This window comes from Alistipes sp. Marseille-P2263 (assembly GCF_018101075.1).
GTDB lineage: Bacteria > Bacteroidota > Bacteroidia > Bacteroidales > Rikenellaceae > Alistipes > Alistipes dispar.
Map to the genome: position 1 here is coordinate 268,208 of NZ_JAGQEJ010000001.1, position 25,969 is coordinate 294,176.

General features: G+C 61.3%; 18 protein-coding genes and 1 pseudogene. 3 read left to right on the forward strand and 16 right to left on the reverse strand.

Annotated elements, in window-relative coordinates; genetic code table 11:
- Positions 1-15: 15 nt before the first annotated feature.
- The gene (locus KB554_RS01175; protein WP_141429657.1) at positions 16-906 is read left to right on the forward strand and encodes a putative zinc-binding metallopeptidase; all 891 of its coding nucleotides are present in this window, start codon (positions 16-18) and stop codon (positions 904-906) included.
- Positions 907-937: 31 nt separating this feature from the next.
- The gene (locus KB554_RS01180) at positions 938-2,737 is read left to right on the forward strand and encodes a DUF4302 domain-containing protein (RefSeq protein WP_211034711.1); all 1,800 of its coding nucleotides are present in this window, start codon (positions 938-940) and stop codon (positions 2,735-2,737) included.
- A gap of 175 nt (positions 2,738-2,912) precedes the next feature.
- Here KB554_RS01180 and KB554_RS01185 read toward each other — a convergent pair whose 3' ends face one another.
- The 11 genes and pseudogenes from KB554_RS01185 to KB554_RS01235 form a co-directional block, all read right to left on the reverse strand.
- Positions 2,913-4,025, reverse strand: a complete 1,113-nt coding sequence (locus KB554_RS01185; RefSeq protein ID WP_211034712.1) for a hypothetical protein — start codon at positions 4,023-4,025, stop codon at positions 2,913-2,915.
- Positions 4,026-4,037: 12 nt separating this feature from the next.
- A complete protein-coding gene (locus KB554_RS01190) occupies positions 4,038-5,156 on the reverse strand; it encodes a BF2992 family fimbrillin-A clan protein (protein WP_211034713.1) in 1,119 nt (372 codons plus the stop codon).
- A gap of 23 nt (positions 5,157-5,179) precedes the next feature.
- Positions 5,180-7,675, reverse strand: a complete 2,496-nt coding sequence (locus KB554_RS01195; RefSeq protein WP_211034714.1) for a fimbrillin family protein — start codon at positions 7,673-7,675, stop codon at positions 5,180-5,182.
- Between the two features lie 22 nt (positions 7,676-7,697).
- On the reverse strand, positions 7,698-8,867 hold the full coding sequence (locus KB554_RS01200; RefSeq protein ID WP_211034715.1) for a fimbrillin family protein: 1,170 nt from the start codon (positions 8,865-8,867) through the stop codon (positions 7,698-7,700).
- A 14-nt stretch (positions 8,868-8,881) separates the two neighbouring features.
- Entirely contained in the window at positions 8,882-10,615 is a 1,734-nt protein-coding gene (locus KB554_RS01205; protein ID WP_211034716.1) for a hypothetical protein, read from the reverse strand.
- 21 nt (positions 10,616-10,636) lie between these two features.
- Positions 10,637-11,722, reverse strand: coding sequence for a FimB/Mfa2 family fimbrial subunit (locus KB554_RS01210; protein ID WP_232522878.1), 1,086 nt, complete (start codon positions 11,720-11,722; stop codon positions 10,637-10,639).
- 35 nt (positions 11,723-11,757) lie between these two features.
- The gene (locus tag KB554_RS01215; RefSeq protein ID WP_211034717.1) at positions 11,758-13,491 is read right to left on the reverse strand and encodes an Mfa1 family fimbria major subunit; all 1,734 of its coding nucleotides are present in this window, start codon (positions 13,489-13,491) and stop codon (positions 11,758-11,760) included.
- Positions 13,492-13,521: 30 nt separating this feature from the next.
- A complete protein-coding gene (locus tag KB554_RS01220) occupies positions 13,522-14,955 on the reverse strand; it encodes a DUF3868 domain-containing protein (protein ID WP_211034718.1) in 1,434 nt (477 codons plus the stop codon).
- Between the two features lie 11 nt (positions 14,956-14,966).
- Positions 14,967-15,548 carry a DUF3575 domain-containing protein gene (locus KB554_RS01225; protein WP_141429648.1) on the reverse strand — a complete coding sequence of 194 codons (582 nt, stop codon included), beginning with the start codon at positions 15,546-15,548 and terminating at the stop codon, positions 14,967-14,969.
- Between the two features lie 204 nt (positions 15,549-15,752).
- A complete protein-coding gene (locus tag KB554_RS01230) occupies positions 15,753-16,976 on the reverse strand; it encodes a site-specific integrase (protein ID WP_211034719.1) in 1,224 nt (407 codons plus the stop codon).
- 253 nt (positions 16,977-17,229) lie between these two features.
- A pseudogene (locus KB554_RS01235) lies at positions 17,230-17,718 on the reverse strand (SGNH/GDSL hydrolase family protein); the annotation flags it as partial.
- A 204-nt stretch (positions 17,719-17,922) separates the two neighbouring features.
- On the opposite strand from KB554_RS01235, the gene KB554_RS01240 reads away from it, so the two are divergent.
- The gene (locus tag KB554_RS01240) at positions 17,923-18,753 is read left to right on the forward strand and encodes an endonuclease/exonuclease/phosphatase family protein (RefSeq protein ID WP_141429645.1); all 831 of its coding nucleotides are present in this window, start codon (positions 17,923-17,925) and stop codon (positions 18,751-18,753) included.
- Between the two features lie 20 nt (positions 18,754-18,773).
- Here the strand turns inward: KB554_RS01240 and KB554_RS01245 are convergent, their stop codons facing one another.
- From KB554_RS01245 to KB554_RS01265, 5 genes are all read right to left on the reverse strand, one after another.
- Complete coding sequence (locus KB554_RS01245; RefSeq protein WP_211034720.1) at positions 18,774-19,658, reverse strand: DMT family transporter; 885 nt, start codon at positions 19,656-19,658, stop codon at positions 18,774-18,776.
- Positions 19,659-19,903: 245 nt separating this feature from the next.
- Complete coding sequence (locus KB554_RS01250) at positions 19,904-20,965, reverse strand: bifunctional methionine sulfoxide reductase B/A protein (protein WP_211034721.1); 1,062 nt, start codon at positions 20,963-20,965, stop codon at positions 19,904-19,906.
- Positions 20,966-21,206: 241 nt separating this feature from the next.
- A complete protein-coding gene (hutI, locus tag KB554_RS01255; RefSeq protein ID WP_211034722.1) occupies positions 21,207-22,454 on the reverse strand; it encodes an imidazolonepropionase in 1,248 nt (415 codons plus the stop codon).
- Positions 22,451-23,932 carry a histidine ammonia-lyase gene (gene hutH / locus KB554_RS01260; RefSeq protein WP_211034723.1) on the reverse strand — a complete coding sequence of 494 codons (1,482 nt, stop codon included), beginning with the start codon at positions 23,930-23,932 and terminating at the stop codon, positions 22,451-22,453. The genes hutI and hutH overlap by 4 nt, the downstream gene beginning before the upstream one ends.
- A 12-nt stretch (positions 23,933-23,944) precedes the next feature.
- The gene (locus tag KB554_RS01265; protein ID WP_141429640.1) at positions 23,945-25,969 is read right to left on the reverse strand and encodes a urocanate hydratase; all 2,025 of its coding nucleotides are present in this window, start codon (positions 25,967-25,969) and stop codon (positions 23,945-23,947) included.

Below are 25,969 nucleotides of genomic sequence, written 5' to 3' on the forward strand. Positions count from 1 at the left end.
TAAAAAATGCATATTATGAAAAGAACGATATTTGCACTGTCCGCACTGGTATTCGCACTTTCGAACACGGCGTGTTCGGAGGACGGACTCGACGACAAGAGCGTAATCACGGGTATCGGCTATGAGATCGAAACGCCTTTCGACGAGTGGCTCCTCGAGAACTTCATCGAACCGTATAATATCCGGGTCATGTACCGTTACGAGGACATGGAATCCGATATGACCTACAATCTGGTTCCGGCGCGTTACGAACGCTCGATCGAAATGGCGCAGTTGGTTTCCTATCTTTGTCTGCAAGCCTACGACGAAATCACCGGCAGCCGGGACTTCATCCGGGCCAACTTCCCGAAAGACCTCTTCTTCGTGGGCAGCCCGGCCTACAACAACAACGGCTCCATCGTACTGGGTACGGCCGAGGGCGGTACGAAAATCACCCTCTACAACCTTAATACGCTGGATCCGCGCAATGTCGATGCTCTCAACTCCTCCTACTTCAAAACGATACATCACGAGTTCGGGCATATCCTCAATCAGAAAAAGCCTTACACGTCCGATTTCGAACAGATCGTCGGCAAGTCGGACGGAGGTATCCGCTATGTCGGCAATTCCTGCTGGGAGGTATATCCCACCGAGACCAGCGCTCTGCAGGACGGGTTCATCAGCCGTTACGCCTCGACTTCCGACGGAGAGGAGTTCGTGGAGCTCGCCTCGATCTACGTCACCAACACGCCCGAAGCCTGGGAAACGAAACTGCGGACGGCAGGCGCGAGACGCTCGATGATCGAGCAGAAATTCGACATCGTCTATAAATACTATGAGAATGACTGGGGTATCGACCTGGAGAAGCTGCGCGAGATCGTCCTGCGACGTCAGCAGGACGTGCCGACACTCGACCTGGATATCTGATTCTGTTCCGTATTAAAAAAATGTGAAACCTATGAAACGATTATTGATATTGCTGGGGCTGCCCCTCGTACTGAGCTCCTGTCTTCTGAACGAGGAGGATAAATTCCCGAAATCCGCGACGGAACGCATGAACGAAGCCATCGAACGGGCCGAGAACGTTCTTCAGGGTGCTGTCAACGGGTGGCGCGTGGAGCTCTATCCGGAGAAATCGCGCATCTACGGAGGTTATACGATGTTCCTGAAATTCTCTTCCGACGGCAAGGTGACCGCCGCCAGCGAGAATTTCGATCCCGCGCAGACGGACGAGTCCTACTACTCCGTAGAGCCGGACAACGGGCCGATGCTCACGTTCAACACCTACAACGAGATCATTCATTTCTATTCGGATGCCGGGACCGGGGCCAATCAGGGAATCGGCACGGCGAACGGCGGTCTGGAGGGGGATTCCGACTTCATCGTTATGGAGGCCACTCCCGAATGCGTAAAACTCAAAGGACGCAAATCCGGCAATTACATCCGCATGTATCCGCTCGATGAGGGCGTGAACTGGGCCGATGAACTGCAAGCCTATGTAGATGCGGAAACGGATATGCTGCTGGGCTATACGAGCTGCATCGTAGGGGATGCGACCTATCCGCTGGAATTCCAATCGGCTCTGAATAATTTTACCTCGCGCGTATTCCGGATTACGCTCAAGGAGGCCACCGAAACCGAATCGGCAGAGGTCCTGTCCGCGCCCTTCATCTGGACGAAATCCGGTGCGAAATTCTACGAACCTCTGACCATCGACGGCGTGACCGTGGAAGAGTTGTCGTTCAGCGGAGAGTACCTGGAAAATGCCGAGAAAAACGTCCGGATCACTCCGAAATACTCGGACAACCAACTGACCGTAAACATTACGGAAACGACCTACAATTCGCTGAAATACGAAATTACCGCGACGGATCCGGACGACCCGTACATCGTCCGGGCGTTCAGGAAGAGCGAAATCGAAGGCATGTCGGACACGCAACTCCGGAAAAGTATCTGCGAGACGATCGCTTCCGCGAACGAACTGAAGAAGGGCGACATGACAGGGACTCTTTCCGACCTGTACGATGAAACGGAGTATGTCGTGGTGGGCCTGGGAATCGACCCCTCGACGCTGAATTACACCACGAAGGTCTTCAGCGCGGAGAAAACGACCTCCGCACTGCCGGCAGACATGCAGGATGCCTACAGGCAATGGATCGGGACATGGACCGTGACCTCGGCGTCGTCCGAAGTATCGGGTACGTCCTACGATTTCGTCATCGAAATCCGTCCGCGCGAGATCAACAGTACGTACCTGATCCGCGGATGGGGATACACCTACCTGAAGAACGACTACGAATGCGAAGCGAAGTTCAAGGCCGACGGCACGTTCGACATCCACCATCAGATATGCGGGACATTGAGTACCGGCGGCCAGCTCACGCTCTTCCCGAGATTTGTCTATACCAAAGGTGGCTCCGGGTACGGCGGTCTCATATCGCTCGGATACGGAGAGGCCCTTCAGGCATCCTCGTCCGAGGACGGGAAAGGCGCCATCTACGGATACAATTACGGTCTGTCCGGAGGCGGATCCTGCACGATCACGTCGCTCGACTATTGGGATGTCCGCAACGGCAGCAACTATTACATCCAGGCGATGAGCCCGTACGTATACAAGGATTTCTTCGCAGGTCCCTATACGATGGTCCGCACATCGACGGAATACGGCGTACTGGGAACCCGGACCTCACAGTCCGCACCGGCTGCCGTTCAAAGACTCTCTACCGGAAACAAAGCCGCAGCCGTTCGGGCCGAATAGGTTTCCGTCGTTCGAAAGAGCCGTTCAGAACATCTGAACGGCTCTTTTTCGATCGAGGCCGGGCGGTTCGTTCGTGCATGAGATGCCCGGCCGTGAAACAGGCCGCCGATGAAACGGCACGGCCGATCCGGCCCGGCCGGGCCACGCCCTGCCGACCTTGTCCCGGCGCATGATCTTACCGTCGCCGGCAATCGGAGCGCACGGCAGGCGTACCGTCCCGCTTTTCGCTCAAATGGATATTGACATGATAGATGCTGTTCCGGTTCAGATAATAGTCCCCTTCCATGGCATCTTCCGGCTTCGTATCCGGATTATTGCATAACAGGACGGTGGCGGAAACATTGTCGTCCGAAGGGACGGTTCCTTCGTCCACGTACCATATCTGCAACCGGGTGGCCTTGTCGGAAACATCGGTCGAATGCGGAGCGGCATAAAAGTAGAATTGGCAGGCCCCGGTCCTGATCACCTCGCTCCGCTCGGTCGGCTTCATATCCAACCAGGCATCCTCGGCATTGGGCGACTGCGCTCCCGGGAAGACATAGGCCTTCGTTTCCATGTTGGCCAGTCCGATGTAGAATTTCTTTTTCAGGTCTTCGGGATCGTCGATCGTGAAATTCACCTCGATACGTGCGATGATACGTCCCAGGTAGATGGACAATCCGCTTTCGGTGCCGGGCAGCACTCCTTCGTAATACCCGAACATGTAGATCTGTTTTACATGCCCGATATTCTCGTTCCTGTCGCCCGCTCCGTCCTCCTCGGTCAGAATATTCCCGATGTCCACCGTTTTCCGGCGGAAATCGGACAACTGCACCCGGGTCCGCCCGTCGTCCTTCAGGATCAGTTCCGCGATCTGGGCTTCGGTCATGTTGGCTATCAGGCAGATCGTCGTCCTCTGCCCGTCGCCGGACTGCAACCGCACGTTGTCCAGTTCGGGCGACGGGGTCCCGTTGGGCGTGTCCTCGTCCTCGGTCAGGTTTCTGAAATAGTAATAGGATTCGCTTCCGGGACGCTCCCCGTCGGCGACAAGCACGAGGTTGTCCTCGGAATCGAATTGGAGTACGGCGATCGTGCGTATCATGTTCTCCTCCTCGGGCGTCATCGGCAGCAGGGCCCTCGAACCGGGAGCGGCTTCCCCGCCCGCCATCGGCAGAACCCGGGCACTGATTCTGTAAGCGGCGCAAACCGGGCTGACGGCTCCGGGATCGGCCGGTACGGGATCGTTTTGCGTACACGCTCCGCACAGGGCGACGAGCGCAAAGAACGCGAAAAGGCATATCCGTTTCATGACGGGTCGTTTTTACAGGATGGGTAACTCTTCGTTCCAGCTCACATACTGCCAGGTGATGGTGGAGACGCCGTTCTCCATCTTCACCGTTCCTACGTAATGGTAGGTGTAGGCCGCTTCGAATACTTTCTGATTCAGCATCATTTCATATTGGGTGGGAATGCCGTTCACCGACAGGTTGAACAGCACGACGACCGTCCCGGAATACGCATCGGTCGGCAGAATGGGGCACTTGATATACAGCTCCGTAGCGTTCTTGTTCGTGATGAAGCTGTCGGCATAGGCCGCGCTGCGGCGAATGGTGAAACGTTCGTCGGCATCGCCCGTTTTGGCTTCCAGATACACCTGCGGGGACTTCGTCCAGCACCAGTTCCAACCGAGTTTCTCGTTCTCGATCCGGTAATACTTCTGTACGCCCGACACCTCCACCCCCTGCGGCATGACATCCAGCGAAAAGACGGCAGGGTCGTTCTTCTCCTTGCGAATGGTGAATTCAAGCCGGGAGGTCTGGTGCGCCAACGGATTCAGTTTCACATAGTGAACCGCGCCGTCGTCCCCGTCGAGGCGGACGACCGTTTTCGCCGAACTCGGATAACGGTCGTCGGTCGCCATCAGATACTCCTTGTGGTTCACGCTGACGGCCTGATGCCCGTCGTCCGTTTCCACCAGACGTTTGGCCGGCGACATGGCCCGGAATTCGTAGGTCTTGCCGATCGTCAGGTAGAGCGGAACGCCCGTCTCCGTCACCTGCGAGACGTTGCCCTCCTCGTCGTATTCCACCCGGCAGGGATAGAGCGCCTGCCGCGTTCCGTCCAGATCGCGCACGACATACGACTTCGTGTACTCCTCCCCCGCCCCTCCGGCTTCCTGCTCTTTCACATGGAGCCAAAGGGTACTGCCGTTGGGCAGGGGCTCCGCATCCTTTCCGAAGAAGATATCCTCCTGTCCGTCCGCACGGGCGGCAGCCGTCCGCACCGACGGGCCGTTTTCGGACACCGAACCGAGAAGCCCCGGCAACACGGGACACACCTCGACCTTTCCCCCGGGAACCGGAGCGGCGCTCTCCTCCCCGGACGAGCACCCCGGGAGCGGGGCCGCAGCCAGCAGAAGAGCATAAAGCGCGGTTTTCATACGCTGTTCGTTCCTCATCGTCGTCATCGTTTATCTGCATTCAGATCGCGCACGCAACGGACCTGCACGGCATCGCCCAGCGGGGATTTGTCCGAAAGGATGATGCTCTGGCTGGCGGTTTGCGACCCTGCGAATTTGAACCACATGATTTTCTTCCTATTGTCTTCCGCCGTTTCATTGGTCGCATACCAAGTTTCCGTACCCACATTGGCAATATTCCCGCCCGTCCAATTATTGACGATACCGCCGACGGGCAGGTAAAGCACTTCGGCGGGATGGTCCCAGTCGAACGACCTCAAACTTTCGCCGTAATCCCCGTCGGCGTCGGGTGTGAATTTGTCCTTCGGGCTCGTCCGATAGCGCGAAATGACCAGTACGCCCCGAAACGGCTCATTATAGACGACTACGCCGTCTTTCTTTTCGGGATTCGGATCGGCCGTAACCAGTTCGATTTCCCATTTCATGCGATAGGCCCTGGTCGTGCCCTGTCGTTTGATGCCGTACACCACGCCCCAGTTGTATATATGTTCCTTATCGTTGTTTCGCAACTCTCCGGACCGATCCTTGACGCGGACCCGATCATCGTCTCCCATACTCAGGATATATTCGCACGTTTCGGTATCCGCTCCGCCGAAATCCTCCATCTCTCTCCGGTAAATATAAGGGAATCGTCCGCTGTATGCCGACTCGTTTTTATCGTACAATCCGGACTTTTCCAGCACCTTTATCTTTTTTAGATTCTCTTCGCTGAAAGCCTTCTCGAAATCCGGTTCCTCAAGCGATTTATTGTCGATCGTCGCTTCCCACGATCCGGCATTATTCAGGTTCGTATATACTCTGAACGTGATGTTCCCCGAATAGGCCGATCCCGGAAGAATGCCTCTGAAGTCTTCCTCCGCGGGCAGCCGCCATCCGGGAGGACACGGAGTTTCGCTCTGGTCGGCCCATGTGCGGGGCGTCTCTCCCCCGTTGCTTTTCCTCTCCAGTTTCCCGAGGGAATACGCCCCATCGTAGCTGAAACTAAACGTATGGCCTCCACCCGCATCGCCCAGATTCCAGATACATTCGTCATTGGTCGTCGTCCGAGCCGGTTGGTAATAGTACGTTCCGTTTCCGAGATTCCACGAAGCGGGATCGACCACCGGGAAGAGCGGATTTTTTCCCGTGAGTTCCCCTCCGCTGACCAGCGATTCCTTCAAAATCCCGATATCCGACAGATCTTCATAAATCCACCTCCCCTTCTGATCGTTCTTCTTGGCGAGAGGCATCGGGAAATAGGGAATGTTCCGCCCGTACTGGTAGAAATACCCCACGCTTTTGAGCCAGTCTTCGTAACTGCGTGTCGGATGGGCGCTGGTCGCTCCCAGATTGCGGTCGGCCCACATGACGCCGTTGAACGTCACGGGCTGCCCCAGATCCTGCTCCTGATAACCGGGCGTATCGACCGTCCCTTCGCCTTCCAGCCAGTCGAATACCTGCGGCACGAGGGTTACCACGCGCTTGTCGCGGTCGCGCAGAAAATTGAAGACCAGCATATACCGATAGTTCGGCAGAAATTCCAACGGAGCTTCGGGGTTCCCGGCGTTCCAACTGTCGCAGACCGGAATCGAAAGGGTCGTCTCGCCGACCGTTCCGAATATTCCGCCAGGGTCATCGAAAGTTATGTCAGCCACGTATTGCGGGATGCCGTCGGCACGCTCCGCGCCGGAGGGGAAGATCAGAACGGGTCCGCCCACCTGGACGGCCTCCGCGTCGAACTGCCCCGAAGTGCGGACCGGAACCGTTACGGGCTTCTCCGGCTCGACGAGCCGCGGTCCCCGCTTCGATACGGAAAACTCACCGGTCAGCACATCGTATGTTCCGCTCAGGGGAATACCCGCTTCATCGTCTTTTTTCCGAAGGGAGACGGAAATCACCTTCAGCCGATTCTCCCCGGCGATCTCCTCATCGCTCTGCTGCACCGCCTTGAAAATCACTTTCGACATGATATGACGGAAATTCAACGTCAGCATGTTGCCCGGAAGCGCTTCTCCGTTATACGGCAGTTCGGCCCGCAGATAGTCTGGATACCCGCAGACGGACTGCTCGTCCAACTCGATACGATAGGAAACGTCACCCTCGTCGGGCGGCAGGAAACCGTCGCCGTCCTCCGCCCGCACGTTATCGGTCAGGCCGTAGAAATCCTTCGGCCCGTGCAGCTTCCCGTTGTACTCTTCGCCCAGAGAGATATAGTGCAAGCCGCCTCTCAGCAGGGACTCCTTTCCGGGAACGCCCCCCGCGGGGAAACCTTCCGCGGAGTCCGTCGTGCCACTCCGGCAGGCCCAGATGCGGAACCGGACGCCCGCATCGAACATACGGCCTTCGCCCGCAGCCCGTGTGACGATCTCCTCTTTCCGCGCATCCAGCCGGAGCGCACCGCCGCCGGGTCCGAAGTCCGCCGCCGGGTCCTCCCGGCATGCGGCCGCCGCCAGGCACAGGGCCAATGCGCATGGAACGGCCGATCGGTATCTCTTTTCCATAATATCGCTTTTATTCGGTCCGTTATCGTTGTTCGTCGCCGGTCCCGGGGGGATATACCGGCAGATAGTGTTCGCCTCCGTCTTCCCAGTCGATATTCCTGCCTTCCAGCAGCAGTTCATCGCTGTCGAACGTGATGAGTACCTCGTAACGGTAGCCGGGATAGAACATCCCGCCGGTTTTCGTCGCTATTGAAACCGTCCGGTCCGCCCACTCGGCCCGCCGCAGAAACTGATATCCCAGCTCGCCCGCTTCGTTCACGACGATCAGCGAGTAATCGGCCGCGACATTGATCGTCAGCGACTTCTCTGCGGACGTTTCCGCCAATTCCTCGAACGGATCATAGACAAACCGGTTTTCCACCTTTTCCAGCCCGTGCACCACGTAACACGCGCCGATCTCCTTCCGCTCGTCCTGCCGGATATAGTTTTCGTCCGGCGAGGACAATTCTATGCCGCCCGACTGCGGCCCGGCCTCCGATATGCGGTAGGTGCTCCGGTCATCCTTCTCCTCCGTCCCCCGCTGCACGTACCGTTCGAAAGCGGTCGGGATTTCCAATCCGTTCGATTCGGCCACCGTAACCACCACATTGTTCACGGCCACCTTGTTCAGCATCCGCGCGCTGCGCCGGGCCTCGAACGAGATGCAGGCCGTGAGATGGCGGAATTTCAGCTCGTGCTCCTTCCGCGTGAACGGATTGCCGGTCCATCCCATATGCTCCGCATTGCCGTCGCACGAGAGGAAATCGGTTTTTCCGTCCCGCCGGCTCTCCTCCACCTTCAGCTTGACATAATTACCCTCCGCGACCGGGGCCAGGGCGTAGCCGGGGGCGTAGCCCGTGACATGGTAAGGGGCGTTGGCCCCCAGATACCGGACACCTGTGGAGAAGACGCGCCCGCCGTCGTAATTGTAGTTGTCGATGGCTTCGGGCAATACGGCTTCGGCGTCCGGTCGGGCGTCCGCCGTACTCTCTTTCATCCAAAGGTTGTGAAACGTCGCTTCGGTCCAAAACAGCAAACGCGCGACGTTCCCGGCCGCTTCCACGCCGCTTCCCGCCGAACCGTTCCGCCCCTCCGTACGCGCGTTGAGCTCTATCGTCCGGGCGGTCTCCCCGTGCGGCGGCTCCGCGCTATCGTCCCCGCAGGACGACAGCGCGACGACAGCCAGGACAAGATGGTATAATTTCCGTTTCATAGGATTTCGCTCCGTCATTGCAACTCGATCTCCCCGGATCCTCCCTCTTTCCACTCCTCGACGAGCGTATGCACGTCGATATACCCGCCGTCGTGGATCGAAGAGCCCGGATGGCTGAACGAATTGACGATCAAAATATAGTAGGTATTCCGCCGGACCACCCCGCGGGAGTAAGGGGTCGCGCCGCCGGCCGGATCGCCGCCGGCCCCGTCGATATAGGTGTAATAGTATCCCCAACCCTGCGTATAGGGAAGGTAGTTGCCCAGCTTTTCGGGTTCCTCTGCGTCGAACGAATCGCCCAGCATCCGGATGACGGCGCCGTAGGTATAGTACCGGTCTTCCCGCGTATCGTCCTTCCGGTTGTCGTAATAAAAGTAAGTATGCCGGGGGAAACCGCCGCCATCGGGGTCGTAAGTTCCTTCGCTGTAATAGTTTTCCTTTTTCAGCGACTCTGTCAGGAGGGTCTGCGAAACATATTCGTCGGGGCACTCCACCTCCATCACGGGATCCCCGGCCGCCTCCGCTTGTTCGCTCCACTTCTCCAGCGCCGTTTTCAGACCGCGCTCGTCGGCCACCGCTCCTGCGTCGATCTGCCGGAGGACATGTGCGACCAGCTCCTTCTCGATCCACAGCCTGCCCGGAGTGTATTTGGCCGCCACGGAGACATGGGTAATCATCGGCCACACGTATTCGTATTCCTCAAGCACCTTTTTCTTCCCTTCGTCGGCGACCGCCCCGAAAAGGTTCTCGGGACAGTAGAGCGCCTCCTCCGGACGATAGCCGCCGCACCGATTTTCGTCCGGGAGCCGGTTTTCCTCGTACTTGGGCGCCCGTTTGAAAAAGCCGATCACCTCATACTGCAGGCCGGGTGCGGCATAAACGAAATCCTTCGACGTCTTGCTGCCGTCGTATCCGCCCTTCTCGTCCAGGTAGAACGTCAGGTCGTTGTTCGGATCTTCGTCCTCCTTTTCCATGATGAAAGAAGACTTGTTGAGCGAATTGACCAGAAAATAGACATCCTCCAGCCTTATCCACCCTCCGTTCGTCGCAAGGCTTCCGCCCTCCTTCAACGGCGCATAGCCCGAATGCCCGTCATCCTCCCTGCACGTGACCAGCACCTTGGCCACCAGCCGCCTGAGCTCGAACTCAGCTTCGACGACGACCCGCTCCCCGTCTTCGCCCACGACGGGCCGGGCCTTCCGCCCCTGCGTGCAGAACATGGCGATATCCGTGCGGAGAGACGATGCGCCCCCGTCCGTCGCCACTCCCGGAGCGAACGACTCCACGACATTGTAGTTGTAAGGCGTTTCGGTTCCGTCGAGCGTATAGGCTTTATTGCCGTCGCAGAAAGCCTCGGCCTGCCGGTCGTCGAGATTGGCGCCCAAGTACAGGAACATCTCCCCGACCTCCCGCACATCGACGGGCAACTCCAGCACCGCCGTTTTCCGGCCGGTCGTCCCGTCCTCGTCCAGAAGCACGTGCCGGAAAGGATAGGCGGTTCTCCGACCGGAGACCTCGGTGAACACATAAAGATTGCGGATGGCGTTTTCGGAGTCGAATCCGGGCGCCTCGCCGGTTCCGGACGCATCCGGACCGCTGCCGTCCACGGAGAACGCAAGGCTCAGGGAGACCCCGCACGCAGCCGGGTTCCGCGGAGCGTCGTCGGCCGGCGATGCGTCCCGGTCCGCACATCCGGCCGCCAGACAACACAACAGCCAGCAGCATATCCGCGATTTTACCTCTTTCATACGCTAATTTCCTTTCGACCGTCAAAGTATCACGTTCTGTATCCGCCTGCTCCAGTTCAGCACGCTGATCTCCAGATCCACCGCTTCCCACGTATCGCCTTTCAGGAAAAACGTCATGCGATAGTCATAGCCCCGGTCGAGGAACTCCTGTTCGGAGCAGGCATGCAGCTCGTCGGCGCTGCGCAGTCGGGCGAGCATGTCCGCGAGATTGACACGGATCACCTCCCGGCCGGTTTCCCGATGCGTCACCGTCAGCACGGCATCCTCTTCGGCGCGGTCGTGGTAGAGGATGCGCGAGGTCATGAAACCGACATGCGCCATGCGTCCGACGCCCTCCGCAGCTTCGCGCCCGGTACGGTCCTCGGTGTTCCACGCGACGTAGGGCGTATAGACTGCCGGCCCGCTCTCGTCCACGCTGTTGTCGTAGCGCAGACGCAGGTTGCGGTCCGTGATGCGGAAGTCGTAGTCCGCCACGTCCACGCCCGCCGGGTCGTCTATCTCCCGCAGTACGACGTCGATATGCTTCGTGTCGCGCACGAGCGACAGCGTTTCGCTGACGGCGTACAGATCGGACGTCACGACGCTGCGCGGACTCATGGCGTGCCAGAGCGTATCGAGCGGCAGCCCTCCGTGTTCCACCCGGCCGTCGGGAGCATGGTCGAGCGTGACGCTCAGCCCCTCCATCTTCCCTCCGTCGGGTCCGGCAATCCGGAACTTCGCCCCGGGCCCCCGCTGCGTCTCCGCCACCTCCTTCTGCATGGCCAGCGCCACGAAGCGGTACTCGCCCGCAGGGAGATCGAGATGCATACGGTAGTCCTTCGCCCGGAGCGGTGCGGAACCGGCGGTGTTCGCCTCGCTCCGGGAGGTCACGAAGTCGCCGTCGGCGTCGAAGACATAGACCGTAACGCCGCCCACGTGATCGGAGAACATATCGGCACGCTGAAGATTGTAGTCGTAACGGAAATTCAGATACACGCCGCGGTCGCATCCGCTACGATCCTCGTAAATCCAGTCGGTGCACGACATGCAGCACACGAGCAGGCTGCCGCTCAGCAGCGACCTGCCGTATGACCGCATTCCGCGTCGGATGGCTTGACCTGTCTTCATGGTTTCGTCTGTTTTTCATATTCGGACCGAGCGGTTCACAAATCCACCTCCTGCGTGCGCAGCGCCCACGAAAGGACATCCACGGAGACCTTTATATAGCCTTCCGTCGTATCGTCCGGCTCGTCGGGGACATCGGGGATCTCCGGTTCGCCCGGACCCGAAACGCTGTTGACGGTCAATTGATACCATGTGTTGCGCACTACGCCGTAACGGCCCAGATGCTTCTCATCAGTATATGATTCGCTGTTATCCCAGGGCGTCTCGCCGTTGTCGAAATGGCGGACAAGCGCGGTGCAGTAATAGGTCTCGCCGTCCTTGTAGTACTTCACCGTACCCAGCTCCGGCACGACCTTCGTCAGCGCATCGGCATTCGCTCCCGTAACCGTCAGCAGGTCGCTCAACTTCCTGCCGTCCGTGTTGTAATATCCTCCCGCCGCCTCGGAATTCACTCGGATTTCCGCATCCTCCAGCCCGGCGACCGCCGCTTTCACCGTTTCGACGAACTCCTCCTCGGAGAGCAGCACACCGTTGTTCTTCACGATAAAGAAGCTTTTTACCACGGCATCTTTCGAACGGTTGTACCGTCCCTTTATCAGCACGGACGTGGTTTCGTTCTTGTTCTGGTGTTTCGTGTCGAACGTATTTTCCAGACAGTACGCTACGTTCGTCTTCTCTTCCCAGGAGGTGTTCCAGTCGATGTCCGACGGGTCCGTCGCATTGTCGTATATGTCGAAATCGCTCTCCCCATGCCCGTCGGAATCGGAGTAGTTGCAGTCCACCGCCCAGAAGATGCGATAGCGACCGACGTCCTGCTTCACCGCGCTGCCCGCGAGGAAACGCGAATCGCCGCTGTCGTACCGCACCCACTCGCTCAGGCCGCCGACATCGCGCACCAGTCTGGTACTCTTATTGGTGACATTCAGCACCCAGCCTTCCAGGACGACCCGATCGCCGTTGTAGATGCTGCCGGGATTCTCCACCTCCACGGTATTCCCGGAATCCCCCGCCGTTATGCCCTTGGCTATCGACACGGAGACCTTGCCCACGAGGCGCTCCACGAAAATCGGATCGGCTTCCTCGGCGCCGGCAGCCTCTTTGGTGTCGTACACCTTGACCTTCACCAGCGTGGAAGCCGCAGCGGAGGAGCGTTGGCTGTCCGAACCGGACTTGTCCGACAGCGGGGCGTTCGTCATGAAGAAACTGCTGTTATCGTTCCCGGAAGCCGAAATGAAAGCGTCCGCGGTTTTCTCCACCCGGGCCCGCAAAGCCTCAATCGTACCGGCCCCTTCGCCGAAAACCGGACTGCCGTCCCGCATCAGCATGCCATCGTCACCGACCGTGAGAATACCGTTCGCATTGACGACAGCCAACGCATACAGACTGACGCCGTTCGGGACGGCAGGAGCCTCCATGACATAGCTCGCGGTCTGCGTGATCTGCTCGTCGCCATTATCGACCGTCCAGCCCGACACATCCAACTGATAAGCCTTCAGGAATGTGGCATTCGCCTCTTCGGTTCCTCCGAAAAAGGCGATCAGCGCCTCGTTTACCTTGTATTCGTTGGACTCTCCGTCGTCGTAACGATCATCCGCCCGGGTGAGTCCCGAGGAGGTCGGCATGTTGATCGCCACTTTCACGTATCCGTCCACGACCTGCTGCCCCGGTTTTTCCGCCGGGTCGCCGGGATTTCCGTCGTCGCCGGCGCAGGCGGCGAAGAACAATGCCATCGCCAGCATCGTCCCTCCGATTTTCGTACCGTTTGTTTTCATAAATGCAAATATTGAAATGAATGTTCTGTCTTATTTCCGTCCGGAATTCCCGTCTCCCGCGATCGCACGCAGGTTCTCCGCAGCCTCCCGCAGGCCCGCCTCCGCCGCACGGCGCAAGTGCCGTTCCGCCTCGTCGTAGCGTTCGAGCAATGCGGCGGCCACGCCCCGGGCGTTCTCCGCTTCCGCGCCGTCCCCCGCTTTCTCCAGATACGGCAGAGCCGCCTCCGGCTTTTTCCCGGCCAGCAGGACATTCGCCAGATTCAGGTTCACCACCGGATCGTCCGGATAGAGCCTCGCGGCCGTCTCGAACACTTCGGCGAATTCGGCGCCGCCCGCCGGACAGGTCTGCGCGACGGCGAACATCTCGTGCAGGCTCAGCTTCTCCGGCCGGGTGCGCAGGAGTTCCCGCGCTTCGTCCGCATCGAATCCCCGGATGCGGTAGTCTATTCTGTAATCCGTGCGGCGCAGCCCTGGATAACACTCCTTCAGCAGGATGCGGTACGACTCGGGATGACGCATACGCAGGGTGCGTTCCTTGCGGTCCAGCTCCATGCCGCCGTCTATAAGCTCGAGAAGGGACTTCTTGTCGGGCAGCGAACTTTCGGCCACATACCTGCGCAGGTTACCCCAGTCCTCCGGCACGAAGGAGGTGACGAACAGCGAGTCGGCGAATCCGTACCTCGCCTTGAGATACTCCTTCAGGGCGCGGGTGCGTCCTTTCGCGAGACCGGTGTTGTGCTCGTAGGTGTCCTCCGGCGAGGCATAGCCTTCGATGAAGATCCGGGTGATGCCGAAATCCCGGTCGTTGTACACCGTATCGACGGTGGCGTGTATCCGGGCCAGCTCCTCCGGATTGCGGCGGTATGTCGGGTCGATCTCGGTCCGGTCCACCACGAAGTCCAGATAGGCCCTGCCCCGAAGCTCCCGGCTTTTCGGCATCTCCACCCGCGGCGTGACATAGGCCAGGCAGGGTGAGAACTCAACGTCCGCCTCGCACAGGGAAACCCAACTCCCGGGATCGGTCCTGCCGCATCCGCAGAGGTCTTCCGTCACTCCCAGCCGAAGACGATCCATCCATTCCGCACGGGGGAGCGCCACGCGGTAATCCACCGTCTGCGCTGCCTTCCGGTCCTTCCGCACTACCCGATAGGGCTGTCGGGCGTAAGTCCGCGATCCGTTCCGCTCGTAGTAGAGGGCACGCCGGCGCCCCATCACCTCCACGGCGGGCAGAGCGATCGTCCGCTCGCCGTCGCAAAGCGACGGAATCAGTACGACGGAACGGTCGGACCGCACCTCCATTCCAGCAAGGTCGATCCGCATCTCCACCACGACGCTGTCGCGCAGCCTGAACACGCGGGAATCCCCGACGGCGGCTCCGCTCCGCAGCGTATGCCGGGCCGCGAGCGGCGACGAGACCAGAAGAGCGCCCAGCAGGCAGCCGTATGTCAGCATAGTACGTTTCATCTCTCAGCTATTTAGAATACATAGATCAGGTTGACGGCCGCTTTCGTCGGGCCGAAGTAATCGTGCGGTCTGTCGTTCTCCAGCCGTCGGCTGCAACGGGGACAGTTGTACTTGTCCGCCCGCGTATATACGTAGCCGATTCCGAGCGAACCTTCCAGACTCCAATGCCGCGAAAGCATCCAATGATACCCGTAGGCGATTCCGACACCCGCCATCCAGCCCTCGTAACGGTGGTCCTTCAACCGGCTGAAATCCGTACCGAACAGCTTGAAATCCAGATTCAGATTGCTGAAGTTGTACAACCCGCCGATCAGATGCGCACCGAAAAAGTGTCCGTTGAACCGCTCGCACAGCCAGTAACGCACCTCCGGCTGGATCGCCAACTGTTTCCATTTGCGGTTGTCCGAGAAAGTCCAGGGATTCCAGTTTCCCGAAATGTCGAGCGTCCACTTCGGAGCCAGCGAAAACTCCGCGCCGAGGTTCAGGGTCGTCGTGGCATCGTACAGCAGGTTGGTTTTGACTGCGACTTTCTGGGCACTCGCGGCCGTGCAGATTCCGGCGAACAACAACAGCAATAATAATCGTTTATTCATGGGCCTCGTTTTTAATATCTCTTGCAAAGAGATATTCACAATAAACAACATGCTGACAATCAGCGAAATCCCCCCCCCCCCTCGCCGATCGACCGGTCGATCGGCGGGAAAAATCGGCACGCATTTTTTCACAAGAAAATATTGTTTTTCCGGAAAGAAACCATTACTTTTGGACAAGTAAATCTCTTTGCAAGAGAGTCGTTTTCACACCTCCGGGTCTTCGAATAATGAATTTATAACCACCCGGTTCGCCCGATCCACCGCAGCGGAATCCAGCGACGCGAGATAAATCCGGGTCGTCGTCTCCGAATCGTGGCCCATGCTCTCGCTGATGACCGCCAGAGGAACATTCTTGCTGCGGGCGATATTCGCCCACGTATGTCGGGCGACATACATGGTGAGCGGAACGGAAAATCCCATCTCCCGGCCTATTTTTTTCAAATACCGGTTAATCAACTGCCCGCGGTTCTTATACTGGCGCCGTTCGTCTCCGCCGTCCTTCCGGATGATGGGCAGCAAATAGGCCGGATGGCGATCGGGGTATTTGGCGACGATCTCCTGCATGCATCCCTCCCAACGGATCGAAAGCCGCTGGCCGGTCTTTTTCCGGCAGTAGGTAAGCGTTCCGGACGACAGGTCGTCCTTTTTCAGGTATGCCATGTCCACGAACGACATGCCACGGGTATAGAAACTCAGCAGGAACATATCTCTGGCGTAGTCCAGCCGGGGAAACGATCGCAGGTCCGCATTTTTCAGCCGCCGAAGCGCATCCAGAGGCATGGCCCGCTTGACGGTTTTATCGACGCCGGTGTACACGTGCCTGAAAGGCTGCTTCTGGGAGACGATTCCTCGCTCCACGGCCCGGTTGTAAGCCGCCCGCAGGATACGCATGTAGAACGACGACGTATTCCTGCTCGCGCCCGTCCGCCTGAGATAGGCTTCGTAGGCGGTCATGGTGTCGGAGTCGATCTCCTCCAGCCGGATGTCCCGCCGGTTCCGGAACCGGGCGAAACTGCGCAGCGCGGCCGCATAGGTTTCGCTGGTGCGCATCCGCCCCTGCCGCTTGAAACGGTCGATCATCTCCTCCATGAAATCGAACAGGGAATCACCCTTCGAAGCCCGCCAGGCGGCCAGGATGTCCTCATACGTATAGCTGCGGCGCTCCCGCTCGAAAGAGGCGATGATCCGGTTCAGCCGCCTCGCATCCGCACCGATCCGGCTCTGCAGGACCGTCAGGTAGTTTTTCCGTTCGTCATCCGACTGCGGACGGATGACGACGCTTTGCTGGCATTCGTCCCACTCCGAAAGGAAAAGCCGGTATCCGGTTCCGATCCGGCGGATACGGCGGCCGAGAACGAGGCGGAAGCATAACGTACCCTCTTCTTCCTTGAAGGCAGACGGGCGGAATGTGATTTTCACTGATGTCATAAACTATAATCGTGTTGGTTGCGTGCCGGTAAAAACAAGCCGCGGACGGGCTTTCCGTGTCGTTCCTTCCCGCGGAAACGGCCGATGCAGCGGACATTGCCGGAAAAAGCCGGAAATCCGCTGTCGGGCGCAGACCGGAATGCCCTTGTCCCCGCACGACGGAGGCATCGTACCCTGCCGGTTCCCGGTCGGCCGCTCCGCTCGGCCGACCGTCGTAGGTGTAGCCGTCGGCGAATTTTACCCCGGAGCCCCGTTACCGTCGGGACCCGTGATCTCCGACAGCGCCGCAGAACGCACATCGCAGGGAGTAGTAGATATTGCGCTCGCCGCTTTCCCTGAGCCGCCGGCAGTGTTCGGCAAGGGCCGCGTTGGGCCGGCGGACGGACGCGGCGGCCTGCACGTCGAAGAACGTATGGGGAAAGACTGGGTCCTCGACGAAGACGATCGGCGTGTCCGGACGGCGGTCTCGGAGAATGCGATAGAACGGAAGCAGCTTCGTCTCGGTCTGTTCGACCGTCACGTTGGGAACGAAGTCGAGAACGAAGACTCCCGCATCCACTTCGGCCGTCAGGTGCGCGATCCCGCAGTCCAGCTACCCGTTGCCGCCGAAACCCAGATTGATCGCCTCGCGGTTCAGACGCCGGGAGAGGATATTCGTATGAGCCATCCCCGGACGGGATGAACAGCCGCCCTGCAAAATGCTCGTTCCGTAAAAAACAATGGGATGCCCGCGAACGGGATACGAAAGACAATGTGCAAAAAGCGCGCCCGTATTTCCGGGGATCGAACCGGGTCAGGACAGCCGCACGGCGGAGGTTTCCCGCCCGGCCACCGGACCGGACAGAGGCATCCGGCGGGTGGAATCCGCCCGAAAAGCGGCCCGCACCGGGAAAAATCCGGAAAATTCGCTACCTTTGTCAAAAGTCACTTTCAACCGGAAACAACCATGAAAAAGTACCTGCTTCTGCTCCTTGCAGCGTGTCTCTCGCTCCCGGCTCCGGCCGCAGAGGAGGCCCGCCCCCTGAAACTCATCTCCTACAATATGCGCAACAGCGGCGGAGGGGACGGCCCGAACGACTGGGAACACCGCCGCCACGCCACACGGCAGATGATCCGCCAGGAAGCGCCGGACGTGTTCGGCGTGCAGGAGGCGCTCGCCGACCAGTTGCAATACCTCGACGAGGAGTGCCCGCAGTACGCCCGCGTGGGCGTGGGGCGCGACGACGGCGACAAGGCCGGCGAGACCATGGCGATCTACTACCTCCGCGACCGTTTCGACCTGCTCGACAGCGGCACGCTGTGGCTCAGCGAGACGCCCGACCGCCCCTCGCGCGGATGGGACGGAGCCTGCAACCGCACGATGACCTGGGCGGAACTGCGCGACAGGACGTCGGGCAAGACCTTCTTCTACTTCAACACCCACCTCGACCACAAGGGCAAAACGGCGCGCGCGGAAGGAGTGAAACTCGTCGTCGCGCAGATCGCCGCCATCGCGGGCAAGGCTCCGGCCATCCTCGGCGGAGACTTCAACACCCCGACCGACAGTCCGATCTTCCGGCCGCTCACGAAAACCATGAAGTCTGCGCGCGACAAGGCGCCCGAAACGGACCGCGAAGGGACCTTCAACGGGTTCGGTTCGGCGCCCGACACCATCGTGATCGACCACCTCTATTTCCGGGGGAAGCTCAAATGCCTGCGCTTCGCCACCCTCACGGGCGACTACGGCGCGCCCTACATTTCGGACCACTACCCGATCTCGATGACATTCAGTCTGTGACGCACGCCGGGATCGCGGCATCACGCCCCGCCGCGGTCCCGGCGCAGCACGACGAGCAGCACGGCCGCCACGATGAGCAGAATACCCGCGGCCCCTTTCGCCGTGAAAGGCTCCGCGAAGACCGCGACGCCGATCACCACGGCCGTCAACGGCTCCATCGCGCCGAACACGGAGGTCAGCGTCGGACCGATCCTGCGGATCGCCTGCACGAGCGCCATGTTCGAGACGGCCGTGGCCGGGAGCGCCAGCCCGAGAATGCAGAGCCATGCACGGAGGTCCGTCTCGATCCGGACGCCGCCCGTCAGCGACCCGCCGACGAGGAAAAACAGCGCTCCGAAAGCCATCACATAGCATGTGAGCGCCGTGGAGTCGATCCGTGCGGCGCGGCTCCGGCGCACGCCGACGATATAACCGGCATAGGAGAAGACCGACACCGCGGCGGCGATCATGCCCGCGAGGGTGTCGCCCTGCGTGAAATCCACATTGCCCGAGGAGAGGAGCACCGCCCCCGCGATCGACAGGCCGATCGCGGCGAAAGTACGCACCGATCCCCGCTCGCGGAAAAAGCAGATCATCGCCAGCGCCACGGCCAGCGGATACATGAAATGGATGGTCGAAGCCACGCCGCTGGCGATATTGCGGTAGGCTATGACGAGCGAAAACGACGTGGCGGCGCGGAAAAGGCTCAACAGGAAGACCGCCCGCAGTTCCTTCCGCCCGAGGCGGAAATCGCATCCGGCCGCGACACCGCAGACTCCCAGACACAGCGACGCCACGCCCCAGCGGTAGGTCAGCACCTCGAACGAGGAGTACCCCGCTCCCAGCAGCAAGAGGGTGAACAGCGGCGCCAGCCCGAAAGTCGAGGAGGAGAGAGCCGCCCAGAAAATGCCTTTCGCACGTTCCATCGGCTTGCGGTTTTGCGTGCAAAGGTAGCGAATAAATTCCGTATCGGCCACCTTCCGGGCGGAGAAAAACAGGCGCAGCCGCAGGTACGGAGACCGGCTTCGCCGGGAAAAACGACACGCACCGTAGCGTACGCCCCCAAAAAATCGCCGGACGAAGGGAGGTCATATATGCAATCCCCGGACGACCGGACACGCGCAGGTACGAAAAACGGATCCGCCGGAAAAAACAGGCGCAGACCCGGCGGTCAGAACCGCTTGGTGTAAACGTGGCAGTAAGGCTGCGTGCCCCGGCGCTCGTAGTAGTCCTGGTGGTACGCCTCGGCAGGCCAGAACGATCCGGCAGGAGTCACGCGCGTCACCACGCGATACCCCCTCGCACGCAGTTCGGCGATCAGCCGGACAGCCGTCTTGCGCTGCTCGGGCGAGGTATAGAAAATCTCGGAACGGTACTGGGGACCGACGTCAGGCCCCTGCCGTCCCGCCTGCGTCGGGTCGTGAATCTCGAAGAAAAGGCGCGCCAGTTCCTCGTAGGAGACCTGTGCGGGATCGAACGTCACACGCACCGCCTCGGCATGTCCCGTGCGGTGGCCGCACACCTCTTCGTAAGTCGGGTGTTCGGTACGGCCGCCCGTATAGCCCGCCTCCGCATCCAGCACCCCCGGCTGCGACGCGAGCATGTACTCCACGCCCCAGAAACACCCTCCGGCAAAGATCGCCGTTTCGGTTTTCACCGCGGCATCCGGCTCGCCAGCACGGACCGAATCCGCAGAGCGGTCCGAAACATCCCCCGCCCGGTCCGGTTCACCGGAGATCGCAGAGCCGTCGGACGGCACGGAACTGTCGGAGCGGTCTGAAAGAATCGCCGGTCCGCCGGCCGCAGCATTCCGTTCCGAGGCAATTCCCGTTCCGGCCGCCGCGCCGCACTCCCCCGCCGCGACCTCCGGCTCCGCCCCCGCAGCCGGGACGAACCCCAGCGAAAGCGAATTGACGCAGTGGCGCGTATTTTTGGGCGTGAACCCCTCGCCCGTGAAAACGTGGCCCAAATGGGCGTCGCAGCGGCGGCAGACGATCTCGGTCCGGAGGCCGTCCGCATCCGGTGTGCGGCGCACGGCTCCGGGAATCTCGTCATCGAAACTCGGCCAGCCGCATCCTGCATCGAACTTGTCCTCCGAACGGTAAAGCGGCGCCCCGCAGCGGCGGCAGACATAGGTCCCCGCCTCGCGGTGAAGGTAATAACGTCCCGTGTAGGGCGCTTCCGTACCCTTCTCTTCGATAACCCGCCTCTCACGGGGTGTCAATGGTTCCATCTGCTGCGCATTTACGGTTCCGCCGAACGCAAGGCCCGGCAGGAGCCAAAACCAACGATCGTATCCCGCAACGCTCCGGCTTACGCATTTCGGACCGGCCGATCCGGCCGTCCGCAGACCGCCGATCGGGAGCTTTCGGGAATCCCCTCCGGAGAGAGGCTCCCGGCCGCACTTCCCGCCGGAACCGGAGCGCGACGGGTCCGAGAAAAAACAAAATCCCATACCCGGACCCAAGCAAAAATCATGCCGCGCCGCCGAACTCCTCGCCGCGCAGGAAGACGCGTTCGATGAGCGGCGTGCGGTAGGCATAGGTAAAGAACTCCACGGAGGGCATCGGCCGCGTGAGGAAGAAGCTGGCGACCTTGCCCACCGACACCGAACCGAAGTCGCGGCTCACCCCCATGGCATAGGCGCCGTTGAGCGTCGCGGCGCAGAGCGCCTCCGCAGGGGTCATCCGCATCCGGATCGAAGCCAGCGAAGCCACCATGCGCATGTCGCCCGAAGGCGACGACCCGGGATTGTAGTCCGAAGCGAGCGCCACGCCCAGCCCCGCGCGGATCATCTCGCGCGCCGGGGGATAGTCCATGCCCAGGAAGAACGCGGCCCCGGGCAGCAGCGTGGGCATGGTCTCCGCCCCGCGCAACGCTCCGATCTCCTCGGCGCCGATGCGTTCGAGGTGGTCCACCGACAGCGCACCGCAACGCACGCCCGCCTGCACGCCGCCCGAGACGGCCAGCTCGTTGGCATGGATCTTCGCCCGCAGTCCGTAGCGGGCGCCCTCCGCGATGATCCGCTCGGTTTCCGCCACCGTGAAGAAGCCCTCGTCGCAGAAGACGTCCACGAAGTCGGCCAGCCCCTCGCGCGCCACGGCCGGCAGCATCTCGCGGCACACCAGATCGACGTACTCGCCCTGCCGCCCGCGGTAGGCGCGCGCCACGGCGTGCGCCCCGAGGAAGGTGGCGCGCACCTCCAGCGGCGTCTCCTGCCGGATGCGGCGCACGACGCGCAGCATCTTCAGCTCGTCCTCGGTCGAGAGTCCGTAGCCGCTCTTGATCTCCACGGCGCCCGTTCCCATCGCCGCGATCTCCCTCACGCGCTCCATCGCCTGCCGGAACAACTCCTCCTCGGAGGTTTCGTGCAGCCGGTCGGCCGAGTTGAGAATCCCCCCGCCCCGGCGGGCGATCTCCTCGTACGAGAGGCCGTTGATCTTGTCCAGAAACTCCTGCTCGCGGCTTCCGGCATAGACCAGGTGCGTATGCGAATCGCAGAACGAGGGAAAGAGCATGCCGCCCCCGGCGTCCACGACACGGTCGGCGGCGATCCCCTCCTCCCCGCCGCTGCGGCCGAAGGCGGCGATGCGGCCTCCGTCGGCGAGCAGCCACGCGTCGCCGAGCGTCTCCATGCGGTCCATCTCCGCACCGCACAGCCGCAGCCGCCCTTCGCGCTCGATGCCGACGATGCGGCCGATATTCCTCACTAACAGTCTCATCGTGCGCGCAGAAATTCCACCGAAGCTCCGATGTGGGGATACATGACGCAATCGTTATCGACGAACGGCACGCGGCGGCGGTAGTCGGCCACCATCCGCTCCAGCTCGGGAGACGTGCGCGCCGGACGCCGGAATTCGAGGGCCTGCGCGGCGTTCATCAGTTCGATGGCCAGCACGCGCTCGGTGTTCAGCACCACGCGGTAGAGTTTCGTGGCGGCGTTCGAGCCCATGCTCACGTGGTCCTCCTGTCCCTGCGACGAGGGTATCGAATCGACCGACGCAGGCATGCACAACCCCTTCGACTGGCTGACGATCGACGCGGCGGTGTACTGCGGGATCATGAAGCCGCTGTTCAGCCCGGGATTGGCCACGAGGAACTTCGGCAGTCCCCGCGCACCCGAAATGAGCTTGTAGATGCGCCGCTCGGAGATATTGCCCAGCTCGGCCAGCGCGATGGCCAGGAAATCCATCGCCAGGGCGATCGGCTGCCCGTGGAAATTGCCCGCCGAGACGACCATATCCTCCTCGGGGAAGATCGTCGGATTGTCCGTCGGCGAGTTGATCTCCGTCTCCAGCACGCTCTCCGCATAGTCGATCGTGTCCTTCGTCGCCCCGTGCACCTGCGGGATGCAGCGGAACGAATAGGGGTCCTGCACGTGCTGTTTCGGACGCGCGATCAGTTCGCTGCCCTCCAGCAGGCGGCGGAAGGCGCGTGCCGTGGCGAGCTGGCCCCGATGGGCGCGGATGCGGTGCACCTCGTCGCAGAACGGCTCGATGCGGCCGTCGAAGGCGTCGAGCGACAACGCCCCGATACGGTCGGCCCAGCCGCTCAGACGGCGCGCGGCCAGAAGCGCCCAGACGCCGTAGGCCGCCATGAACTGCGTGCCGTTGAGCAGCGCCAGCCCCTCCTTCGACTGTAACTCGAGGGGGTTCCACCCCAGCTCGCCGAGTACCTCCGAGGCCGGGCGCACCCGCCCCTCGCACTCCACTTCGCCCAGTCCCAGCAGCGGCAGGCTCATGTGGGCCAGCGGCGCCAGGTCGCCCGAAGCGCCGAGCGACCCCTGCTGGTAAACGACGGGGAGAATCCCCCGGTTGTAGAACTCCGCGAGCCGCTCCACGGTGGCCAACTGCACGCCCGAATGGCCGTACGAAAGCGACTGGATCTTCAGCAGCAGGATCAGCCGCACGATCTCCGACGGTACGCGCTCGCCCGTACCGCAGGCGTGCGACATGACGAGGTTCCTCTGCAACTGCGCCAGCTCGTCGCGTCCCACCGAAATGTCGCACAACGACCCGAAGCCCGTGGTGATGCCGTAGATCGGCCGCTCGGGATGCTCCATCTTGCGGTCGAGGTATTCGCGGCAACGCACGATACGCGCCCGGGCGTCGTCGCTCAGGGCCACCGGCAGCCGCCGTTCGAGAATTTCGCCGAGGCGGGCGACGGTCAGCCGCTCCGCCGAAATATGATGATGTTCCATGACAGATAATCTTTATGATTCGGTTTCGTTCAGTGCATTGCGTATCACATTGTCGTCCGCTGAATTGGGCAGTGTCACCTGCAAGCCCGGCGTGCGGGCCATCTCGCGGCGGATGGCCTCCACGGCTCCGTCGTTGCGTGCCCAACTGCGGCGCGCGATGCCGTTATTGACGTCCCAGAAGAGCATTTCGCGGATGCGGCGGCCGGACTCCTCCGAGCCGTCGATCACCATGCCGAAGCCGCCGTTCACGACCTCGCCCCAGCCCACTCCGCCGCCGTTGTGGATCGAAACCCACGTCGCGCCGCGGAAAGCGTCGCCGATGACGTTCTGCACGGCCATGTCGGCCGTGAAGCACGATCCGTCGTAGATGTTCGACGTCTCGCGGTAGGGCGAATCGGTTCCCGAGACGTCGTGGTGGTCGCGCCCCAGCACCACGGGGGCCGAAATGCGGCCGTCGGCGATGGCGCGGTTGAAAGCCTGCGCGATCCGCGTGCGGCCCTCGCAGTCGGCATAGAGGATCCGGGCCTGCGAACCGACGACCAGCCGGTTGCGTCCGGCCTCGCGGATCCAGTGGAGGTTGTCTTCGAGCTGTCCGCGGATGTCGTCCGGCGCCGTGCGCAGCATCTCCTCCAGCACTTCGGCCGCGAGACGGTCCGTCGTGTCGAGGTCCTCCGCGCGGCCCGAAGTGCAGACCCAGCGGAAGGGTCCGAAGCCGTAGTCGAAGAACATGGGCCCCATGATGTCCTGCACGTAGGAGGGATAGCGGAAACGCCCGCCCTCGCCCATGACGGCGGCTCCGGCCCGCGACGCCTCCAGCAGGAAGGCGTTGCCGTAGTCGAAGAAGTACATGCCGCGCGCCGTCAGGCGGTTGATGGCATCGACCTGCCGCCGCAGCGACTCCTGCACGCACTCGCGGAAACGCGCCGGCTCCTCGGCCATCATCTTGTTCGACGCCTCGTAGCTCAGCCCCACGGGGTAATAACCGCCTGCCCAGGGGTTGTGCAACGAGGTCTGGTCGGAACCGAGATCCACGTCGATCCCTTCGTCGGCCAGCCGCTCCCAAAGATCCACCACGTTGCCCACATAGGCCAGCGATACGACCTCTTTCGATTTGACAGCCTGACGGATACGCGGGATCAGCTCATCCAGCGATTCATGCAGTTCGTCCACCCATCCCTGCTCGAAACGCTTCCGCGCGGCTTTGGGGTTGATCTCGGCGACGACCGACACCACGCCCGATATGTTGCCCGCCTTGGGCTGCGCGCCGGACATGCCGCCCAGCCCCGACGAGACGAACAGCATGCCGCGCGCCGAGGTGCGGTCCCCGGTGAAGCGCTTGCGCGCGGCGTTCATCACCGTGATCGTCGTACCGTGGACGATGCCCTGCGGCCCGATGTACATGTACGATCCGGCGGTCATCTGCCCGTACTGCGAGACGCCGAGGGCGTTCATCCGCTCCCAGTCGTCGGGTTTCGAGTAGTTGGGGATCACCATGCCATTGGTCACCACGACGCGCGGCGCGTCGGGATGCGACGGGAAAAGCCCGAGCGGATGGCCCGAATACATCACCAGCGTCTGACGGTCGGTCATCTCCGAGAGGTACTTCATCGTCAGGCGGTACTGCGCCCAGTTCTGGAACACCGCGCCGTTGCCGCCGTAGGTAATCAGTTCGTGGGGATGCTGCGCCACGGCCTTGTCCAGGTTGTTCTGGATCATCAGCATGATGGCCGCGGCCTGCCGGCACTTCGCAGGGTATTCGTCGATCGGCCGCGCGTGCATCTCGTAGTCGGGACGCAGGCGGTACATGTAGATCCGGCCGTACTTGCGCAGCTCGGCGGCGAACTCCCGGGCCAGCACGGCGTGGTGCCTGGCGGGGAAGTAGCGCAGGGCGTTGCGCAGGGCCAGCTCCTTCTCGGCCGGCGTGAGAATGTCCTTGCGCTTGGGCGCATGGTTGATCTGTCTGTCGTAAGGCTTCGCGGCGGGCAGCCGGTCGGGAATGCCCGCGCGGATATCGGCTTGAAATTCGGCTAAAGTCAT

Bases quoted from the DNA above. Each gene is read 5' to 3' on its own strand.
- KB554_RS01240 (WP_141429645.1), top strand. From the start codon at position 17,923: ATGAAAAAGTACCTGCTTCTGCTCCTTGCAGCGTGTCTCTCGCTCCCG.
- KB554_RS01195 (WP_211034714.1), bottom strand. From the start codon at position 7,675: ATGGAAAAGAGATACCGATCGGCCGTTCCATGCGCATTGGCCCTGTGC.
- KB554_RS01210 (WP_232522878.1), bottom strand. From the start codon at position 11,722: ATGAAGACAGGTCAAGCCATCCGACGCGGAATGCGGTCATACGGCAGG.
- KB554_RS01245 (WP_211034720.1), bottom strand. From the start codon at position 19,658: ATGGAACGTGCGAAAGGCATTTTCTGGGCGGCTCTCTCCTCCTCGACT.
- hutI (WP_211034722.1), bottom strand. From the start codon at position 22,454: ATGAGACTGTTAGTGAGGAATATCGGCCGCATCGTCGGCATCGAGCGC.
- KB554_RS01180 (WP_211034711.1), top strand. From the start codon at position 938: ATGAAACGATTATTGATATTGCTGGGGCTGCCCCTCGTACTGAGCTCC.
- KB554_RS01225 (WP_141429648.1), bottom strand. From the start codon at position 15,548: ATGAATAAACGATTATTATTGCTGTTGTTGTTCGCCGGAATCTGCACG.
- KB554_RS01220 (WP_211034718.1), bottom strand. From the start codon at position 14,955: ATGAAACGTACTATGCTGACATACGGCTGCCTGCTGGGCGCTCTTCTG.
- KB554_RS01175 (WP_141429657.1), top strand. From the start codon at position 16: ATGAAAAGAACGATATTTGCACTGTCCGCACTGGTATTCGCACTTTCG.
- KB554_RS01215 (WP_211034717.1), bottom strand. From the start codon at position 13,491: ATGAAAACAAACGGTACGAAAATCGGAGGGACGATGCTGGCGATGGCA.
- KB554_RS01250 (WP_211034721.1), bottom strand. From the start codon at position 20,965: ATGGAACCATTGACACCCCGTGAGAGGCGGGTTATCGAAGAGAAGGGT.
- KB554_RS01200 (WP_211034715.1), bottom strand. From the start codon at position 8,867: ATGAAACGGAAATTATACCATCTTGTCCTGGCTGTCGTCGCGCTGTCG.
- KB554_RS01185 (WP_211034712.1), bottom strand. From the start codon at position 4,025: ATGAAACGGATATGCCTTTTCGCGTTCTTTGCGCTCGTCGCCCTGTGC.
- KB554_RS01190 (WP_211034713.1), bottom strand. From the start codon at position 5,156: ATGAAAACCGCGCTTTATGCTCTTCTGCTGGCTGCGGCCCCGCTCCCG.
- KB554_RS01230 (WP_211034719.1), bottom strand. From the start codon at position 16,976: ATGACATCAGTGAAAATCACATTCCGCCCGTCTGCCTTCAAGGAAGAA.
- hutH (WP_211034723.1), bottom strand. From the start codon at position 23,932: ATGGAACATCATCATATTTCGGCGGAGCGGCTGACCGTCGCCCGCCTC.
- KB554_RS01205 (WP_211034716.1), bottom strand. From the start codon at position 10,615: ATGAAAGAGGTAAAATCGCGGATATGCTGCTGGCTGTTGTGTTGTCTG.
- KB554_RS01265 (WP_141429640.1), bottom strand. From the start codon at position 25,969: ATGACTTTAGCCGAATTTCAAGCCGATATCCGCGCGGGCATTCCCGAC.